The organism is Pseudomonas fluorescens, from assembly GCF_902497995.1.
GTDB classification, from domain to species: domain Bacteria; phylum Pseudomonadota; class Gammaproteobacteria; order Pseudomonadales; family Pseudomonadaceae; genus Aquipseudomonas; species Aquipseudomonas fluorescens_BK.
The window spans coordinates 55,154-70,567 of the sequence record NZ_CABVII010000030.1 but is presented as its reverse complement, the minus strand read 5'-3'; the positions used below and the strand labels follow the sequence as shown (position 1 = coordinate 70,567).

The 15,414-nt window shown below is 59.8% G+C and carries 14 protein-coding genes; 5 read left to right on the top strand and 9 right to left on the bottom strand.

Annotation, left to right across the window (positions count from 1 at the left end):
• Positions 1–209: 209 nt before the first annotated feature.
• Both F8N80_RS27070 and F8N80_RS27060 read right to left on the bottom strand, forming a co-directional pair.
• Entirely contained in the window at positions 210–515 is a 306-nt protein-coding gene (locus F8N80_RS27070) for a DUF6124 family protein (protein WP_150749044.1), read from the bottom strand.
• Between the two features lie 411 nt (positions 516–926).
• Positions 927–1,895 (bottom strand): LysR family transcriptional regulator, encoded by a 969-nt coding sequence (locus F8N80_RS27060; RefSeq protein WP_150749043.1) that lies wholly within the window; start codon positions 1,893–1,895, stop codon positions 927–929.
• Between the two features lie 273 nt (positions 1,896–2,168).
• Here F8N80_RS27060 and F8N80_RS27055 point away from each other — a divergent pair, with 273 nt between their 5' ends.
• From F8N80_RS27055 to F8N80_RS27035, 4 genes are all read left to right on the top strand, one after another.
• On the top strand, positions 2,169–3,680 hold the full coding sequence (locus F8N80_RS27055; protein ID WP_150785087.1) for an efflux transporter outer membrane subunit: 1,512 nt from the start codon (positions 2,169–2,171) through the stop codon (positions 3,678–3,680).
• Between the two features lie 139 nt (positions 3,681–3,819).
• Positions 3,820–6,012 carry an FUSC family protein gene (locus F8N80_RS27045; RefSeq protein ID WP_150785086.1) on the top strand — a complete coding sequence of 731 codons (2,193 nt, stop codon included), beginning with the start codon at positions 3,820–3,822 and terminating at the stop codon, positions 6,010–6,012.
• Positions 6,002–6,202, top strand: coding sequence for a DUF1656 domain-containing protein (locus tag F8N80_RS27040; protein ID WP_150785085.1), 201 nt, complete (start codon positions 6,002–6,004; stop codon positions 6,200–6,202). Before F8N80_RS27045 ends, F8N80_RS27040 begins: the two co-directional genes overlap by 11 nt.
• Positions 6,203–6,255: 53 nt before the next feature.
• Positions 6,256–7,119 carry an efflux RND transporter periplasmic adaptor subunit gene (locus F8N80_RS27035; RefSeq protein ID WP_150749040.1) on the top strand — a complete coding sequence of 288 codons (864 nt, stop codon included), beginning with the start codon at positions 6,256–6,258 and terminating at the stop codon, positions 7,117–7,119.
• A gap of 129 nt (positions 7,120–7,248) precedes the next feature.
• On the opposite strand, the gene F8N80_RS27030 is transcribed toward F8N80_RS27035, so the two are convergent.
• The 3 genes from F8N80_RS27030 to F8N80_RS27020 all read right to left on the bottom strand — a co-directional run bounded on the left by F8N80_RS27030 (position 7,249) and on the right by F8N80_RS27020 (position 9,194).
• On the bottom strand, positions 7,249–8,073 hold the full coding sequence (locus tag F8N80_RS27030; protein WP_150785084.1) for an SDR family oxidoreductase: 825 nt from the start codon (positions 8,071–8,073) through the stop codon (positions 7,249–7,251).
• A gap of 79 nt (positions 8,074–8,152) precedes the next feature.
• Positions 8,153–8,617 carry a multidrug transporter gene (locus F8N80_RS27025; RefSeq protein ID WP_150785083.1) on the bottom strand — a complete coding sequence of 155 codons (465 nt, stop codon included), beginning with the start codon at positions 8,615–8,617 and terminating at the stop codon, positions 8,153–8,155.
• Positions 8,618–8,903: 286 nt separating this feature from the next.
• A complete protein-coding gene (locus tag F8N80_RS27020) occupies positions 8,904–9,194 on the bottom strand; it encodes a hypothetical protein (RefSeq protein WP_150785082.1) in 291 nt (96 codons plus the stop codon).
• Positions 9,195–9,313: 119 nt separating this feature from the next.
• Between F8N80_RS27020 and F8N80_RS27015 the strand changes: the two genes are divergently transcribed.
• Complete coding sequence (locus tag F8N80_RS27015) at positions 9,314–10,153, top strand: hypothetical protein (RefSeq protein WP_150785081.1); 840 nt, start codon at positions 9,314–9,316, stop codon at positions 10,151–10,153.
• A gap of 93 nt (positions 10,154–10,246) precedes the next feature.
• On the opposite strand, the gene F8N80_RS27010 is transcribed toward F8N80_RS27015, so the two are convergent.
• From F8N80_RS27010 to F8N80_RS26990, 4 genes are all read right to left on the bottom strand, one after another.
• On the bottom strand, positions 10,247–11,698 hold the full coding sequence (locus F8N80_RS27010; protein ID WP_150785080.1) for a mannose-1-phosphate guanylyltransferase/mannose-6-phosphate isomerase: 1,452 nt from the start codon (positions 11,696–11,698) through the stop codon (positions 10,247–10,249).
• A 213-nt stretch (positions 11,699–11,911) separates the two neighbouring features.
• The gene (locus F8N80_RS27000; protein ID WP_150785078.1) at positions 11,912–12,565 is read right to left on the bottom strand and encodes an alginate O-acetyltransferase AlgF; all 654 of its coding nucleotides are present in this window, start codon (positions 12,563–12,565) and stop codon (positions 11,912–11,914) included.
• A 14-nt stretch (positions 12,566–12,579) separates the two neighbouring features.
• Positions 12,580–13,755 (bottom strand): alginate O-acetyltransferase, encoded by a 1,176-nt coding sequence (locus F8N80_RS26995; RefSeq protein ID WP_150785077.1) that lies wholly within the window; start codon positions 13,753–13,755, stop codon positions 12,580–12,582.
• Positions 13,756–13,766: 11 nt separating this feature from the next.
• A complete protein-coding gene (locus tag F8N80_RS26990; protein WP_150747503.1) occupies positions 13,767–15,332 on the bottom strand; it encodes an MBOAT family O-acyltransferase in 1,566 nt (521 codons plus the stop codon).
• Between the last annotated feature and the right edge of the window lie 82 nt (positions 15,333–15,414).

Sequence of the window (15,414 nt, the reverse complement as noted above, 5' to 3'; positions counted from 1 at the left end):
TTCGCCGGCCAGCTGGAAAACATGCTTGGCCAGGTCGACCGCCACGGTAGTGCAGGCCGACAAATCGGCAGAAGACAATGATTGATCAATCGAAGTATGCTTTTTCATGGACTCGCCCTCGCTGTCGATGGCTGTTTAGACTGCCACCGTGGCGCATTGACGCCTCGGCGTGGGCGAGTCCATCCAATTACAGGGACTGGCGCGGCTTTTTAATCCTGCGGATCGACGTTATCCAGAGCCCGATTCACGGCCAGTTCACCGAGCATGATGACCTGCTGGATGCCCAGCATCGTGTTGCGATGAGGTCCTTCGAGAAATCCGGCGAAGTCACTGGCCATAACACTGGCCGAGGCGAGGGATTCGCTGGCGTGGACCAATAGGGTTTCGGTCTTGATGTTGGGGGCAACTACGAATAAATGGCTGGGTGTGTGGGGCGGAATGGAGGGTTTTAGGGCGAGTGGTTTTTGGGGGGAAGTGATTTCCGCATCTGGCGGATTAGGCGACGGCTTTTTCATGACGTATTCCTCTTGCTTGATGGAGCCGCCATTTTTCGTTTCCAGGCGAAAGGGTGGCAGCTATGCGCGGGCTGGAAAACCGAGGCAAGAGTAAAACCCGGCAGACCCGAAGGTCTCCCACGCACAGCCGCCATAACAATTTCTAACGGGCAAAAAAGCGCCGTAGTATGTCATGAAGTCTGGCATCTATCTCTTGAACCTCGGGTTTCCAGGCCCGGTCGCTGATTCTTCAGCGACCGCAAAAGCCTATCAACCTCGCTTCCCACATGACAACCGACAGACCGCGTCGGAAACGTCCTAGGACACCACGCCTTTTGTGGGAGCGGGCTTGCTCGCGAAGGCGGTGTGTCATTCAGCTCAGATGTTGACTGACGCACCGCCTTCGCGAGCAAGCCCGCTCCCACATAGGGATCAATTCGCCAACCGAACCCCGCCCAGACTCCCGCTCAATTCATACGCCGCCAATTCCGCCTGGTGCGCCGCCAATATCTCCGGCAACGACCCGCGCAAATACTCGACCCACGTTTTGATCTTCGCATCCAGATACTGCCGCGACGGGTAGATCGCATACAGGTTCAATTCCTGGGAGCGGTAGTTCGGCATCACCCGCACCAGTGTGCCATTGCGCAGCCCTTCAATCGCCGCATACAACGGCAACACGCCAACCCCCATGCCGCTGATGATCGCGGTTGTCATCGCGTCGGCGGAGTTCACCAGAAAGGGTGAGCTATTGATGGTGACCAGTTCCTGGCCTTCCGGGCCGTCGAATGTCCATTTTTCCAGGGGAATCACCGGGCTTACCAGGCGCAGGCAGGCGTGATTGAGCAGGTCGCTGGGTTTATGGGCGCAGCCGTTGGCTTTTACATAGGCCGGCGAAGCGCAAACGATGCTGTAGGTGATGCCCAGGCGTTGGGAGACGAAACCCGAATCCGGCAGTTCGCTGGCGAGGACGATGGACACGTCGTAGCCCTCGTCCAGCAGGTCCGGTACGCGGTTGGCCAGGGTCAGGTCGAAGGTGACGTCGGGGTGGGTCTTGCGGTAGCGGGCGATGGCGTCGATCACGAAGTGCTGACCGATGCCGGTCATGGTGTGCACCTTGAGTTGCCCGGCCGGACGCGCATGGGCGTCGCTGGCCTCGGCTTCGGCTTCTTCGACATAGGCCAGGATCTGCTCGCAGCGCAACAGGTAGCGTTTGCCGGCCTCGGTCAGGGCGATGCGGCGGGTGGTGCGGTTGAGCAGGCGGGTTTGCAGGTGGGCTTCCAGGTTGGAGACCGCGCGCGAGACGTTGGCCGTGGTGGTGTCGAGTTGCACGGCGGCGGCGGTGAAGCTGCCGGCCTCGGCCACGTAGCTGAAGGCGCGCATGTTTTGCAAAGTGTCCATGGGGTGCTCTCGGGTTCGATGGCAAATTGTGACACGAAGTTTCAGGGGCTGAGACCCCGACCAAGGGATTATCGCGTTAACGGTAACAAAGATTCACAGGAATCCCGGCTTATCGCCATCAAAGCCCGCCCCTAGAATTGCGCCCACCCCTGTAGGAGCCAGGCTTGCCGGCGAAGAACGATGACGCGGTGCATCTGATGCACCGCGTCATCGTTCTTCGCCGGCAAGCCTGGCTCCTACAGGGACACCCCATTCTTTCAGGAAATCGCAGCAGTGCCGCGTCGCATCAACAGAGCGCTAAAGACGCTCAGTGTTTTGGCTTTAACCCTGGCAATCAGCGGCTGCATCGGCACCGCAGGTATTGCTCCACAGGACAAGGCGCTGCAGGCCAATTCATTGGCCACCGACGAAGCCATCCAGAGCGCTGCGCAGGACGCTCACTGGCCCACCGCGCAATGGTGGCAGGCGTATGGCGATCCGCAATTGAACCGCTGGATCGACTTCGCCGTGCAAGGAAGCCCGACCATGGCCATGGCCGCTGCACGGGTGCGTCAGGCCAAATCCCTGGCGGGCATCGCCCAATCCGCCGAGTCGCTGCAGGTGAACGGAGAATCCACCCTCAAGCGCCACAACTGGCCCACCGATCAGTTCTACGGCCCCGGCGATCTGGCCAACACCACCACCTGGGACAACAACGCCGCGCTGGGCTTGAGCTACGCCCTCGACCTCTGGGACCGTGAAAGCAACGCCACCGAACACGCCGTGGACATGGCCCACATGAGTGCCGCCGAAGCGCGCCTGGCCCAGCTCGAACTGCAGAACAACATCGTGCGCGCCTACATCGAACTCTCGTTGCATTACGCGCAACGGGACATCGTCGCGGCGACGCTGAAACAGCAGCAGCAAATACTCGACCTCGCGCAAAAACGCCTGGACGGCGGCATCGGCACGCATTTCGAAGTCAGCCAGGCCGAAACGTCGTTGCCGGAAACCCATCGCCAGATGGATGCGTTGGACGAGGAAATCGCCCTGAGCCGCAATCAACTGGCCGCATTGGCCGGCAAAGGGCCGGGCGAGGGCGCGCAATTGCAACGGCCGACATTGTCGCTGGGTGCGGCGCTGAAATTGCCGTCGTCGTTGCCGGCGCAATTGCTCGGCCAACGCCCGGACGTGGTCGCCAGTCGCTGGCAAGTGGCGGCCCAGGCGCGGGGCATCGACGTCGCCCATGCCGGTTTCTACCCCAACGTCGATCTGGTCGGCAGCCTCGGTTACATGGCCACTGGCGGCGGGGCGCTGGAGTTTTTGACCGGCAAGAAACTCAACTACAACGTCGGCCCGGCGATCTCGTTGCCGATCTTCGATGGCGGTCGGTTGCGTGCCGGGTTGGGTGAAGCGTCGGCCGGTTATGACATCGCCGTCGCCCGATACAACCAGACCTTGATCAACGCGCTGAAAAATATCTCGGACCAGCTGATCCGGCGTGAGTCCATGGACAAGCAGCAAAGCTTCGCCGCCGAGTCCGTCGCCACCGCGCAGAAGACCTATGACATCGCGATGATTGCCTATCAGCGCGGGCTCACCGATTACCTCAACGTGCTCAACGCCCAGACCTTGTTGTTCAAGCAACAGCAAGTGCAGCAGCAGGTGCAGGCCGCGCGGCTCAGTGCCCACGCCGAACTGGTGACGGCGCTCGGCGGCGGGCTCGGGGCGGGCAACGACACGCCAACAGACAGCCAGACCACCGTACCGAAAACCCCGGCCCTGCTTAAGAGCCTCTCGAATTGAACATAGATCCTGTGGGAGCGGGCTTGCCCGCGATAGCGGTGTGTCAGCCGTCATTGTCGTTGCCTGACCCACCGCCATCGCGGGCAAGCCCGCTCCCACAGGTACCGCGCCCAGCCTCGATTTCAATAAGCAGGATTCCATGACTCCCTTGCCCGCACCCTTGCGCTGGCTGTATTCCCTGGAATGGCGCCGGGGTTTCTTCGACTGGGCACGCAGCGACGGCGTGACCTGGGTCTACATTTTCAAGGTGCTGTTCGCCGCGTTCCTGACCCTGTGGCTGGCCATGCGCCTGGAATTGCCGCAACCGCGCACGGCGATGATCACCGTGTTCATCGTCATGCAACCGCAAAGCGGCCAGGTGTTCGCCAAGAGTTTTTATCGCTTCCTCGGCACCCTGGCCGGGTCGGCGGTGATGGTCGCGCTGATTGCCTTGTTCGCGCAAAACACCGAATTGTTCCTCGGTTCGCTGGCGATCTGGGTGGGCATTTGCTCGGCCGGCGCGGCCCGTTATCGCAACTTTCGCGCCTATGGTTTTGTGCTCGCCGGGTATACCGCCGCGATGGTGGGCCTGCCCGCCTTGGCTCATCCGGAAGGTGCGTTCATGGCCGCTGTATGGCGGGTGCTGGAAATCTCTTTGGGGATTCTTTGCGCCACCGTGGTGAGCGCCGCGATCCTGCCGCAAACCGCCAGCGCCGCGATGCGCAACGCCTTGTATCAGCGCTTCGGCGTGTTCGCGTTGTTCGTCACCGATGGCTTGCGCGGCCGCAGCCAACGCGACGCGTTCGAGGCGAGCAACGTGCGCTTCATCGCCGAGGCGGTGGGCCTGGAAGGGCTGCGCAGCGTCACCGTGTTCGAAGACCCGCACATGCGTCGGCGCAACGGTCGGCTGAGTCGGCTCAATAGCGAGTTCATGGGCATCACCACGCGCTTCAACGCCTTGCATCAGCTGCTCGAGCGTTTGCGCAGCGGGACGGCTGATCATGTCGTGGCCGCCATCAAACCGGGTTTGCAGGACCTCGCCGAAGTGCTCGACGGGTTCAGTGGTCGCGCGTTGACCAGCCCTGATGCTGCACGTCTGGCGATTGCTCTGAGTGCCTATAAAGAGGCGTTGCCAGCGCGTGTCCGCAGCCTGCGGGCGACGTTCCAGGAGAGCGACCCCAGCGACGCCGAGCTGCTTGATTTTCATACCGCCTACGAATTGCTCTATCGCTTCGTCGACGACCTGCACGGTTATGCACAGACCCACGCCTCCCTGGCCGATCACACTCATGAACGGGAACAATGGGACGAACCGTTTACCCCGCAAACCAACTGGATGGCCTCGGCGGCGTCGGGGATTCGCGCGGCGTTCATTCTGGTGGTTCTGGGCAGTTATTGGGTGGCGACGGCGTGGCCGAGCGGGGCGACCATGACCCTGATCGCGGCGGCTACTGTCGGACTGTCCGCCGCGACACCGAACCCCAAACGCATGGCGTTTCAGATGGCCTGCGGCACCTTCCTTGGGGCGCTGATCGGCTTCGTCGAGATGTTTTTCATCTTCCCCTGGATCGATGGTTTTCCATTGCTCTGCGTGATGCTCGCGCCAGTAATCGTGCTCGGCTCGTTCCTCAGCTCACGCCCGCAATATGCGGGTGTTGGTCTGGGTTTGTTGATCTTCTTCAGCACCGGTTCGGTACCGGACAACCTCACCGTCTACAACCCCTATGCCTTCATCAACGACTACATCGCCATGGTGCTTGGCATGCTGGTGTGCGCCGCGGCCGGGGCGATCATCCTGCCGCCCAACAGCCGCTGGTTATGGCGGCGGCTGGAGCAGGATTTGCGTGGTCAGGTGATCTACGCCATCAGCGGCAAGCTCAAAGGGCTCGCGTCGAGTTTCGAAAGCCGTACCCGGGATTTGTTGCACCAGGCCTACGGTTTCGCCGCGGGCCAGCCGCAGGTGCAACGGGACCTGCTGCGCTGGATGTTCGTGGTGCTGGAAGTCGGTCACGCGATCATCGAGCTGCGCAAGGAACAGGCGATGCTGCCGGTGCATCCGGCCTATGCCGAATCCCAGCCATGGCGCCAGGCGATTCGGGTGATGGGCCGCTCGTTGGTGCGACTGTTTCTGCAACCGAGCCAGAGCAATCTGCAGCGTGGACTGATCGCGGTGGACCATGCCATCAGCCGTATACAAGCCACCGAGGAACCCTTCGCCCCGCACTTCGACACCTCGGCATTGCGCCGGGTGAAGAGCTACCTGCACTTCATCCGCACCTCTTTGCTCGATCCTCAATCACCGCTCGCCGCGTACGTGAACACCCCGTCTCAAGGACTTGACCATGCCTCGTGAAATCGCCTTCCACGGCGTCTACATGCCAACCATGACGCTGCTGTTCTTCATCGCCGCGGCGCTGGCCTGGGCACTTGACCGATGCCTGTCCGGTTTCGATCTGTACCGCTTCTTCTGGCACCCGGCGTTGCTGCGCCTGAGTCTGTTTACCTGTCTGTTCGGCGCCCTGGCGCTGACTGTCTACCGTTGACTCTCTATCACTGACTCTCTATCACTGACTCTCTATCACTGAAGAAGGCCCTGATGAAAAAGCTTTTCAGTCTGCTCGCCACCTTGCTGGTGCTGGTCCTCGCGATCTGGATCGGCCGCACCCTGTGGGAGCACTACATGAATACGCCATGGACCCGCGACGGCCGGGTGCGCGCCGATATCATCAATGTCGCCGCCGACGTCACCGGGGAAGTGGTGGACGTGCCGGTGCGCGATAACCAGCTGGTGAAGAAGGGTGATCTGCTGATGCGCATCGACCCCGAGCACTACCGCATTGCAGTCAAACAGGCGCAGTCCCTGGTGGCCTCGCGCAAGTCGACCTGGGAGATGCGCAAGGTCAACGCCCATCGCCGCGCCGACATGGACAACCTGGTGATCTCCCGGGAAAACCGCGACGACGCCAGCAACATCGCCGACTCGGCCCTGGCCGATTACCAGCATGCCCAGGCCCAGCTCGAAGCCGCCCAATTAAACCTCAAGCGCACCGAAGTGCGCGCAGCGGTGGACGGCTACGTGACCAACCTCAACGTGCATCGCGGCGACTATGCGCGCATCGGCGAAGCGAAAATGGCCGTGGTGGATATGAACTCGTTCTGGGTCTATGGCTTCTTCGAAGAAACCAAGCTGCCCCACGTGCGGGTCGGTGATCAGGCCGAGATGCAGTTGATGAGCGGCGAAGTACTCAAGGGGCATGTGGAGAGTATTTCTCGCGGTATCTATGACCGTGACAACCCGGAGAGCCGTGAGCTGATCGCGGATGTGAACCCGACCTTCAACTGGGTGCGCCTGGCACAGCGAGTGCCGGTGCGGATTCACATTGATGAGGTGCCGGAGGGGGTACTGTTGGCGGCGGGGATTACTTGTACGGTGGTGGTGAAACAAGCAGGTGTGAAATAGCGGTTGGACCGAGTCGCCTGCATTCGCGAGCAAGCCCGCTCCCACCGTGGATCTCCTGTGTACATACATTTGTGAGCACCAGAGATCAACTGTGGGAGCGGGCTTGCTCGCGAAGGGGGCGACTCGGTTCTAGAGCTGCCCACGCAACCCGAACCGCTTCATCAACCCCGACTCCAGCATCCCCTTGGGCAACAACCCCGCCAGCAACGGCAACGCCCGGCTGCCATTACCCAGGCGCACCAGCCTTGGCGGTTTGTCCTGTTGCACAGCCTTGAGCAAACCGGCGGCAAATTCACTGACCGGGGTCGGGTTGTCCTGGGACGCCTTGGCTCGCGCCCGAATGCCTTCACGCAGCGGCCACCACGGCGATTGTTCGCTGATCAACTGCTCCGCCTCATGCCCGGCATTCCTGGCGAAACTGGACGCAATGGCCCCCGGCTGAACTTCCATGACGCGAATGCCGAAGGGTGCCAGTTCCATGCGTAACGCATCGCTCAAGGCATGCACCGCCGCTTTCGAGGCGCAGTAGGCGCCGGCGAACGGCGTGACCAACACCCCGGACACACTGCCGATGTTCACCACCAGCCCCTTGGCCCGGCGCAACGCCGGGAACAGTGCCCGGGTCACGCCAACGATGGCGAACACATTGGTTTCGAATTGGCGCTGCATGGCTGGCACACCACCGTCGAGCAGTGGGCCCATCGCGCCATAACCGGCGTTATTGATGAGCACATCGAGACCGCCCTGTTGCTGGTCGATCCGCTCGCTCAACTGTTCGAGTGCCGCGCCATCGTTGACGTCCAGTTGCACGGCGGTGAACCCGGCCGCCGCCAGAGTCGCTACGTCTTCAGCCCTGCGGGCGCTGGCCCAGACTTCATAACCGGCACCTTTGAAGGCATCCGCCAGGGCGCGGCCAATGCCGCTGGAACAACCGGTAATCAACGCAACGGGCATGGCGCGGTCCTTGTGCAATAAAAAGGTGTGATGTGCAGGAGCGGGCGATCCGCCTTGCCCGCGATGAACGATAACGCGGTCAGTCAGAGAAACTACCCTGCAATCGCTCGGCGCGAAACTCCAGGGTTTGCGGGCGATAACCGGGACGCAACGGCGGCATCGGCAAGCAATCGTCCCAGCTGGCACCGGCCTGCAGTTCCCCGGGTCCACGATAACGGGGGGCGGCGTACTGATTGTCGGCCAGATTCACCGTATCGCCCGGCGCGTAAGCCGCAACACGCCAGCGCAACTCGGTCAGGGGCACGTCGTTGCCATTGTTCATGGTCAGCTTCAGCGGACGATCCGCCGGACAGTGTTCAGGCGCGTAGGTGATGCGCAGCTCCAGGCGCGCCAGTTGCTTGACCTCGCGGTTGTCCGCCCAGATCACCCAGGTGGCTACCACGCCCAATCCGATGGCGGCCGCCACAGAGACGGGCAAGGCCTTGGCCGGGTAGCGCAGCAACAGGATCAGCCAGGTAATGACCAGCAGGACGCCAATGAACATGGAACAATCCTCGAAAAGACAGAGCGCCATCCTACCTAAGCGTAGAGGTGGATGACCAATGCTGGATCGTTGCAAGTTGTCGTTTTACGACCTGTCACTGGGCACTCGTTTTTACAGCGAATTTTGGGTCGAACGCACGATAAAAAAGGTTTTTCACGAAATCCCGGAAAGATGCTCTTGATCTTCATGAGCAAGAACTCGCTGTCCTGGCAATCCGTGAAGAACCGAAAGAAACGCCCTTTACCTTACGAAAAGGGCGCTGTCAGTTGCAAAGCGGTGGCGGTAGTCAGGCAGTGCTTCCGTCATACAGGTTGAAAATGCGCAAACTCTTGCCTTCATGTCCGAAATAAATGATGCGATTCCAGCCATGTTGATCAGTAACACCTTTACCGGATGGAACACCCTGGGAAAGTATTGTCATCGATACACCCTCCGCTGGCTGTCCTGTAAATGTGGACATTGCACGAATGCCAAATGCCCACTTGTCGGGCTGGCCCGGCAATTGTTTAGGTCCTTCGGTCTCAGTTACTTTCACCTTGTTATGCCCCAGCGACATCTCCAACCTCGAAGTCGTCAAGTCCGTTTCCTGTACCTTCAACTGCACTGCAAAATCGCCCTTACTGCTACTGACGCAATCGAGAGTCCAACTCACCCGTTAACCGTAGAGATCGGCAAGGTGGCGTTGGTTACGATGTCATGAATGAAGATGAATCAAGAATGGAGCAAGACACGGGGGCACGGATGATGTATCACGGGCTTGACAGTTTTCCGACGGAAACCAGAAAGTTGGTTCAGGATGCCATGGCGCTTGTTGAGACCTGGTCGAGTGAGACGATTACAGCATTAGAATCAAGCGAGATGGATCCGTTCACACACCATATTATGCAATTTTCCTTCGGTACGGATTACAGACTGCCAGAAAATGATCCCGATGATTTGAAACGGCAATTGTTAGGAACGATGAGGCAGCTAAACTCATACATCGTCAAGCTGAAGGGGGATGATGCTTGGAGGTTATCGTTGGTCGAAACTAATGGGGTTCAGTTTTTTGGAAATACCATTGCTACGGCAACCCAAGGAAATATGATATGGCTGAGCCGTTCATTAGTTGAAGATCGGCATCGCATTGGGCTGGCAAAAACAATAGCGCATGAGGGGTTTCATGCGATGAGAAGTTTTTCGAGTGATCATTATATAAATGACTTTTGGTATGTGGGGAGACAGGCTCCTTTGGCAAATGCGCCCGCAGGAGAGATCACGGACTACTCCTTTGGCGTAGAGTATTCATCGCTGAGGGTCGCTAATATTTCAGGCCCCATACAGGCTCCAGTTGAATGCGAAATGGGGTCAGGCCCACGTCAACAATATATTCGCCTGATCGATAGACTATTAATTAACGTCGGTGCGCCCGCGTCGGCCTCTAGTGAGGAGCGAGCAGACATCTATCAGGAAGAAGCGGCAGCACGTCAATCGGTGGTGCTCCAGAATGCTGATTCGCTGGCTATGATATTAATGGCGCGACATCGGACATCATAAGGCTATCTCTCCTATCAAAAAAAGCCCCGACTCAACCCACTGCAGATAGGGACCACAGCGGGCTGGACGGGGGCTTCTTGTGTTACTGATCAATCACTGCGCGATGGTCTTCACCGACACGCCACGCTCAATCGGGTTGGAACGACCATAAATATCTTCAAACCGCTCGATATCATCCTCACCCAGGTAACTACCCGATTGCACTTCGATGATCTCAAGTGAAATCTTGCCCGGATTGCGCAAGCGGTGGACCGAGGCGATCGGAATGTAGGTCGACTGGTTCTCAGTCAGCAGGAACACGTTCTCGTCGCAGGTCACTTCGGCGGTGCCGCTGACCACGATCCAGTGTTCGGCGCGGTGGTGGTGCATTTGCAGCGACAGGCACGCGCCCGGCTTGACCGAGATGCGCTTGACCTGGAAGCGGCCGCCCATGTCCACCGAGTCGTAGGAACCCCAGGGACGATAGACTTCGCAGTGGGTCTGGGTTTCGCTGCGGCCTTGCTCGTTGAGGGTGTTGACCATCTGTTTCACGCCCTGGACCGAGTCCTTGTGGGCGATCATCATGGCGTCCTTGGTTTCGACGACCACGATGTTTTCCAGGCCGATCACCGACACCAGCTTGCCATTGCCATGGATCATGCAGTTCTTGCTGTCCTGGATGACCACGTCGCCTTTGGTGACGTTGCCATTGGCGTCTTTCTTGTTCACTTCCCACAGCGACGACCAGCAGCCGACATCGCTCCAGCCCGCGGTCAGCGGCACGACGCAGGCGCGCTGGGTTTTTTCCATGACCGAATAGTCGATGGAATTGTCCGGGCAGCAGGCGAAGGTCGCGGAATCGATGTCGACGGTGTCGGCATCCTGTTCGCTGCGTTCCAGGGTCAGCAGGCAGGTGTCGTAGATGTCCGGATCGTGTTTTTTCAGCTCTTCGAGGAAGCGGCTGGCGCGGAACAGGAACATGCCGCTGTTCCAGAAGTAGCCGCCGGACTGGACGAACTCGGTGGCGCGTTTCACGTCCGGTTTTTCGACGAAGTGCGAAACACGGCTGACGCCTTCGGGCAGCAGCGAGTCGTTGGTCGACTTGATGTAGCCGTAGCCGGTTTCCGGTTTGGTGGCCGGTACGCCGAACAGCACCATTTCGCCGTTTTCGGCGGCGACGGTGGCCAGGGCCAGGGCGCGTTGCAGGGCTTTCTGGTCTTCGAGCACGTGGTCGGCCGGCAGGACCAGCATCAATTCATCGCGACCTTCATTGACCAGCATCATCGCGGTCAGGGCCACCGCCGGCGCAGTGTTGCGGCCGAAAGGCTCCATCAGGATGCGCTGGGTGTCCAGGTTACGGGCCGCCAGCTGCTCGTTGACGATAAAGCGATGTTCCTTGTTGCAGACCACGATCGGGGTGTCCATGCCTTCGAACACCAGGCGTTCCAGGGTTTGCTGGAACAGCGTGTGTTCGCCGGTCAGGGCGAGGAATTGCTTGGGGAACTGCTTGCGCGAAAGCGGCCAAAGACGTGAGCCGCTACCACCTGACAAGATCACCGGAATCATGTTGTTACTCCTTGAAAATCGTATGGGTCAGAGCTACTGCGTTCTGTCGTTTCACTCTATTTCTTGTTTCGTGTCCGGATTGACACCCCGGTCCAGGGTGGGAGCGGGCTTGCTCGCGAAAGCGGTGGGTCAGCCAACATCTTCGTTGGATATGAAACCGTATTCGCGAGCAAGCCCGCTCCCACAGGGGGATGGGTCAATCGGGCAAATTTGTTAGCGCGTCGAAACCGGGCGTTTTACCCAGACTGGCGACAGGCTGCTGCCATTGCCGGTGACGTACAGCACGGCGGCTTCACCGCGTTCCAGGGCAACCGGCTTCACGTCGCCGACTTTCTTGGCGCCATCGTATAGCGCCAGGCTGACTTTGACCGGGTTGATTTCACGCTCGCCACGGCCCTTGGCGGCCACGTTCGGCACCACTTCGGTCTTGCCGTCGGCGGTTTTCAGGGTCAGGGCCTTGTCGCTCAGGTTCTGTACGCGAACCAGGGACTTCTGCTTGTTCTTGAACGGCGGCTCTTCGATCAGTTGCGGCGCGCCGCTGGCGTTGTTGACCAGGGTGTAATAGTGGTCACCGGCCAGTTTCACCGGCAGGGATTGGCTGCCGACCTTGGCGCTGTAGTCGCCACCGGGCATGAAGCTGAAGTCGGTGCTGGACAGCGGCGCGACTTCGCTCAGGTTGGTCGAGCCAACGGTAGCGCTGACTTCAGCGTTGCCGGCGTTGTAGACACGCACGAAGCTCGAGCCTTTTGGAGCGGTCGGGCCGTAGAGTGCGGCGTCGCCAGCGAAGGCGGACATCGACAACACGCTCATGCCAGCGACGAGAGCGAAAGTCTTGGCGAGACGGCGAGGAGTAGTAGTGAAAGTCATGGTGTACCTCTCTTTCAGTTTTGCGCCCGGTCGGGCGTCTCGGATTTAGTGTTTGCGGCTACGTTTTGTTGGCGAACGCCGGCTTCTTTGAGCTCTGCGACCCACTGCGGGTCGGCGTCACCGATTTCGTTGTTCACAGGCAGATAACGTTCAGGAAACTCCCAGATCAGCACCTGTGGCGGGCTGTTCTTGAAAGCATCGCTTTGGAGATAGCTGAGCATCGGCAGAATCGGGCCGTGGCCGTCTTCGGCGTAATTGACCACGTCGCTGTGCAGTGCTTCTTTGAGCGCACCGACGAAGTTCCAGTTAGGGTTGGCGCTGTAGCTGGTGCCGATCAGGGCCACCGGTACTTCGGTGTTGGCGAACAGCGCGTCATCACCGCCAGCCTGATCATCAGCCACCACGGTGTTGCGCTTCTGCAACGGCTCGGTGGCCGGCATCAGGTTTTCGAACAGCGGATCCAGCGGCAGGAACAGACGCAAGTCGCCCTTGTGCGTGACCTTTTCCGCAGGTTCAGTCACGAAGTTTTGCGGCTCACCGCTCAGTGGCGTCTTGTCGGCAATGGTCTTGGCCAGGGTCTGGGCAGCGATTTGCGCGCCTTCCGGGGTCCAGTGGGTGTCGGTGCGCAGGAACACTTGCTGACCGTCCAGCTTGCCCTTGAGCAGCGGGCCGAGCAGGTCGGGAGCAATCACCTTGTTGGCCGCGACACGGGCGTGGAAGTCCTGATAGAGGTTGGCGTGGATGCTCGAAGGCTTCACGTCACCCAGGTGTTCCGGGTACAGGCGAGTCTTGGCCGGCACGATCGCCATCACCAGTTTCACGCCTTTCTCTTTCAGGGTCTGGCGCACGCCTTCGACCAGCGCGTAGTTGCCTTGCAGGTTCAACTCTTCGTTGACGATAGGGTTGAATTCCTCATCGCTGTACAACCACTGGTCCTGACCGAGCACGACGCCCGGACGACCTTCGTTGAACAGTTTGAAATCCAGCGCGGCCCAGAGGTTGGTGCCCAGGCGCTTGATCGGGAACTCTTCGTCGTAGTGCGTTTCCACGGCTTTGGACCAGCGGCCGTTGAGCACCGTCGCATCGGCGTTGGTGCTGAAGCCGAGGAAGCTGCGCGTGGACCACAGGCCCAGGGCCAACAGGGTCAGCATGAACAGGGCGATGTAGAAGATGCGTAATGAGCGGGTCATGGTCAGATCCCTCAGAACTGGAAGTAAAGGAACGGCGAGAAGCTTTGCGCCGAGAGTTTTAGGATCGAGGCAATGAACAGCAGCAGCACCAGGGCGCGCATCACATAACGCGACCAGTCTGCGGTCCAGTAGGCCGGTTGCACGGTCGCTTCAACGCCGACGGTGTAGCCCGGTTCGTGGATGCTGGCCGGGTCGTCGCCCGGTACGGCCTTGATCATTCCTGGCTGTGCAGTAGCCGGGCCATTGGCCTCGACGTTCACCGCAGGCTTGGTCTTTTCCGGTGGCAGGTTGCTGTAGAAATCACGGATGCCGAAGAACGCCAGGGTTGCGTACGCCACCACCAGAGTCGCCACTTGCAGGCCGGTCAGGCTGGCCTGGTTGAGTTCCGACAGCGACCATTCGCCGAAGCTGAACATCGCACCGTACATACGGCCGGCGACGTGCAGGTTTTCCGCGCGGAAGATCACCCAGCCCATCACCACGAGCAGGAAGGTCAGGGCCCAGCGGATCGGGTTGATGCTGCGCGGCGAGGTGTTCAGGCCCAGGGCCTTTTCGATCGCCAGCCACATGCCGTGCCAGGCACCCCACACGATGTAGGTGATGTTCGCACCGTGCCACAGACCACCGAGCAGCATGGTCAGGAACAGGTTGCGATAGGTCATCAGCGTGCCTTTACGGTTACCGCCGAGGGTGATGTACAGGTAGTCACGCAGCCAGGTGGAGAGGCTGATGTGCCAGCGCCGCCAGAACTCGGTGATCGACTGGCTGATGTACGGCTGCTTGAAGTTTTCCATGAAGCGGAAACCCATCATCAAGCCCAGGCCGATGGCCATGTCGCTGTAACCGGAGAAGTCGAAATACAGCTGCGCGGTGTAGGCCAGTGCGCCCAGCCAGGCATCGCCCGTGGTCGGGTTCTGCAGGGCGAAGCAATGGTCGGCCACCACCGCCAGGGTGTCGGCGATGAAGACTTTCTTGATGAAACCCTGCATGAACCGCGTACAGCCCTCGGAGAACTTGTCGAGGGTGTGGGTGCGGTTGTTGAACTGATCGGCCAGGTCGCGAAAACGCAGTACCGGGCCGGCGATCAGGTGCGGGAAGATCGCCACGAATGCAGCGAAGTCGATCAGGTTGCGGGTCGCCGGGGTGTCACCACGGTAGACGTCGATGATGTAGCTGATGGACTCGAAGATGTAGAACGAGATCCCGATCGGCAGCAGCACGTGGGTCAGGATGAACGGCGACAGGCCGACCGACGTCATCATCGCGTTGATGCTGTCGACGCCGAAGTTGGCGTACTTGAAGTAGCCGAGAATGCACAGGTCGACGCCCACGCCCAGGAGCAACCAGCGCTGCGCCGGTTTGGTCCTGACGCCTGCGGCACCGACTTTGAGGCCGATCCAGTAGTTCCACAGCGTGACGGCGGCGAACAGCGCCAGAAAGTCCACACGCCACCAGGCATAGAACACATAGCTGGCAATCAGCAGCAGCAGGTTGCGATAGCGTATTCCGCTCAGGTAATACATGCCGAGAAAGATCGGCAAGAACAAAAACAGGAATACATTGGACGAAAATACCATCCCGATCTCTCCGTGTTTAACCAACAGTCAGAGGCCAACGGCCCCCCCAAACCCCCCACCGAAAACCGGGGGAATATCACTC

Coding starts and splice junctions, on each gene's coding strand:
- F8N80_RS27030 (WP_150785084.1), bottom strand. CDS start 8,073: ATGCCCGTTGCGTTGATTACCGGTTGTTCCAGCGGCATTGGCCGCGCC.
- F8N80_RS27010 (WP_150785080.1), bottom strand. CDS start 11,698: ATGATTCCGGTGATCTTGTCAGGTGGTAGCGGCTCACGTCTTTGGCCG.
- F8N80_RS27040 (WP_150785085.1), top strand. CDS start 6,002: ATGCCTCGTGAAATCGCCTTCCACGGCGTCTACATGCCAACCATGACG.
- F8N80_RS27025 (WP_150785083.1), bottom strand. CDS start 8,617: ATGTTCATTGGCGTCCTGCTGGTCATTACCTGGCTGATCCTGTTGCTG.
- F8N80_RS27060 (WP_150749043.1), bottom strand. CDS start 1,895: ATGGACACTTTGCAAAACATGCGCGCCTTCAGCTACGTGGCCGAGGCC.
- F8N80_RS26995 (WP_150785077.1), bottom strand. CDS start 13,755: ATGACCCGCTCATTACGCATCTTCTACATCGCCCTGTTCATGCTGACC.
- F8N80_RS26990 (WP_150747503.1), bottom strand. CDS start 15,332: ATGGTATTTTCGTCCAATGTATTCCTGTTTTTGTTCTTGCCGATCTTT.
- F8N80_RS27045 (WP_150785086.1), top strand. CDS start 3,820: ATGACTCCCTTGCCCGCACCCTTGCGCTGGCTGTATTCCCTGGAATGG.
- F8N80_RS27070 (WP_150749044.1), bottom strand. CDS start 515: ATGAAAAAGCCGTCGCCTAATCCGCCAGATGCGGAAATCACTTCCCCC.
- F8N80_RS27015 (WP_150785081.1), top strand. CDS start 9,314: ATGAATGAAGATGAATCAAGAATGGAGCAAGACACGGGGGCACGGATG.
- F8N80_RS27000 (WP_150785078.1), bottom strand. CDS start 12,565: ATGACTTTCACTACTACTCCTCGCCGTCTCGCCAAGACTTTCGCTCTC.
- F8N80_RS27035 (WP_150749040.1), top strand. CDS start 6,256: ATGAAAAAGCTTTTCAGTCTGCTCGCCACCTTGCTGGTGCTGGTCCTC.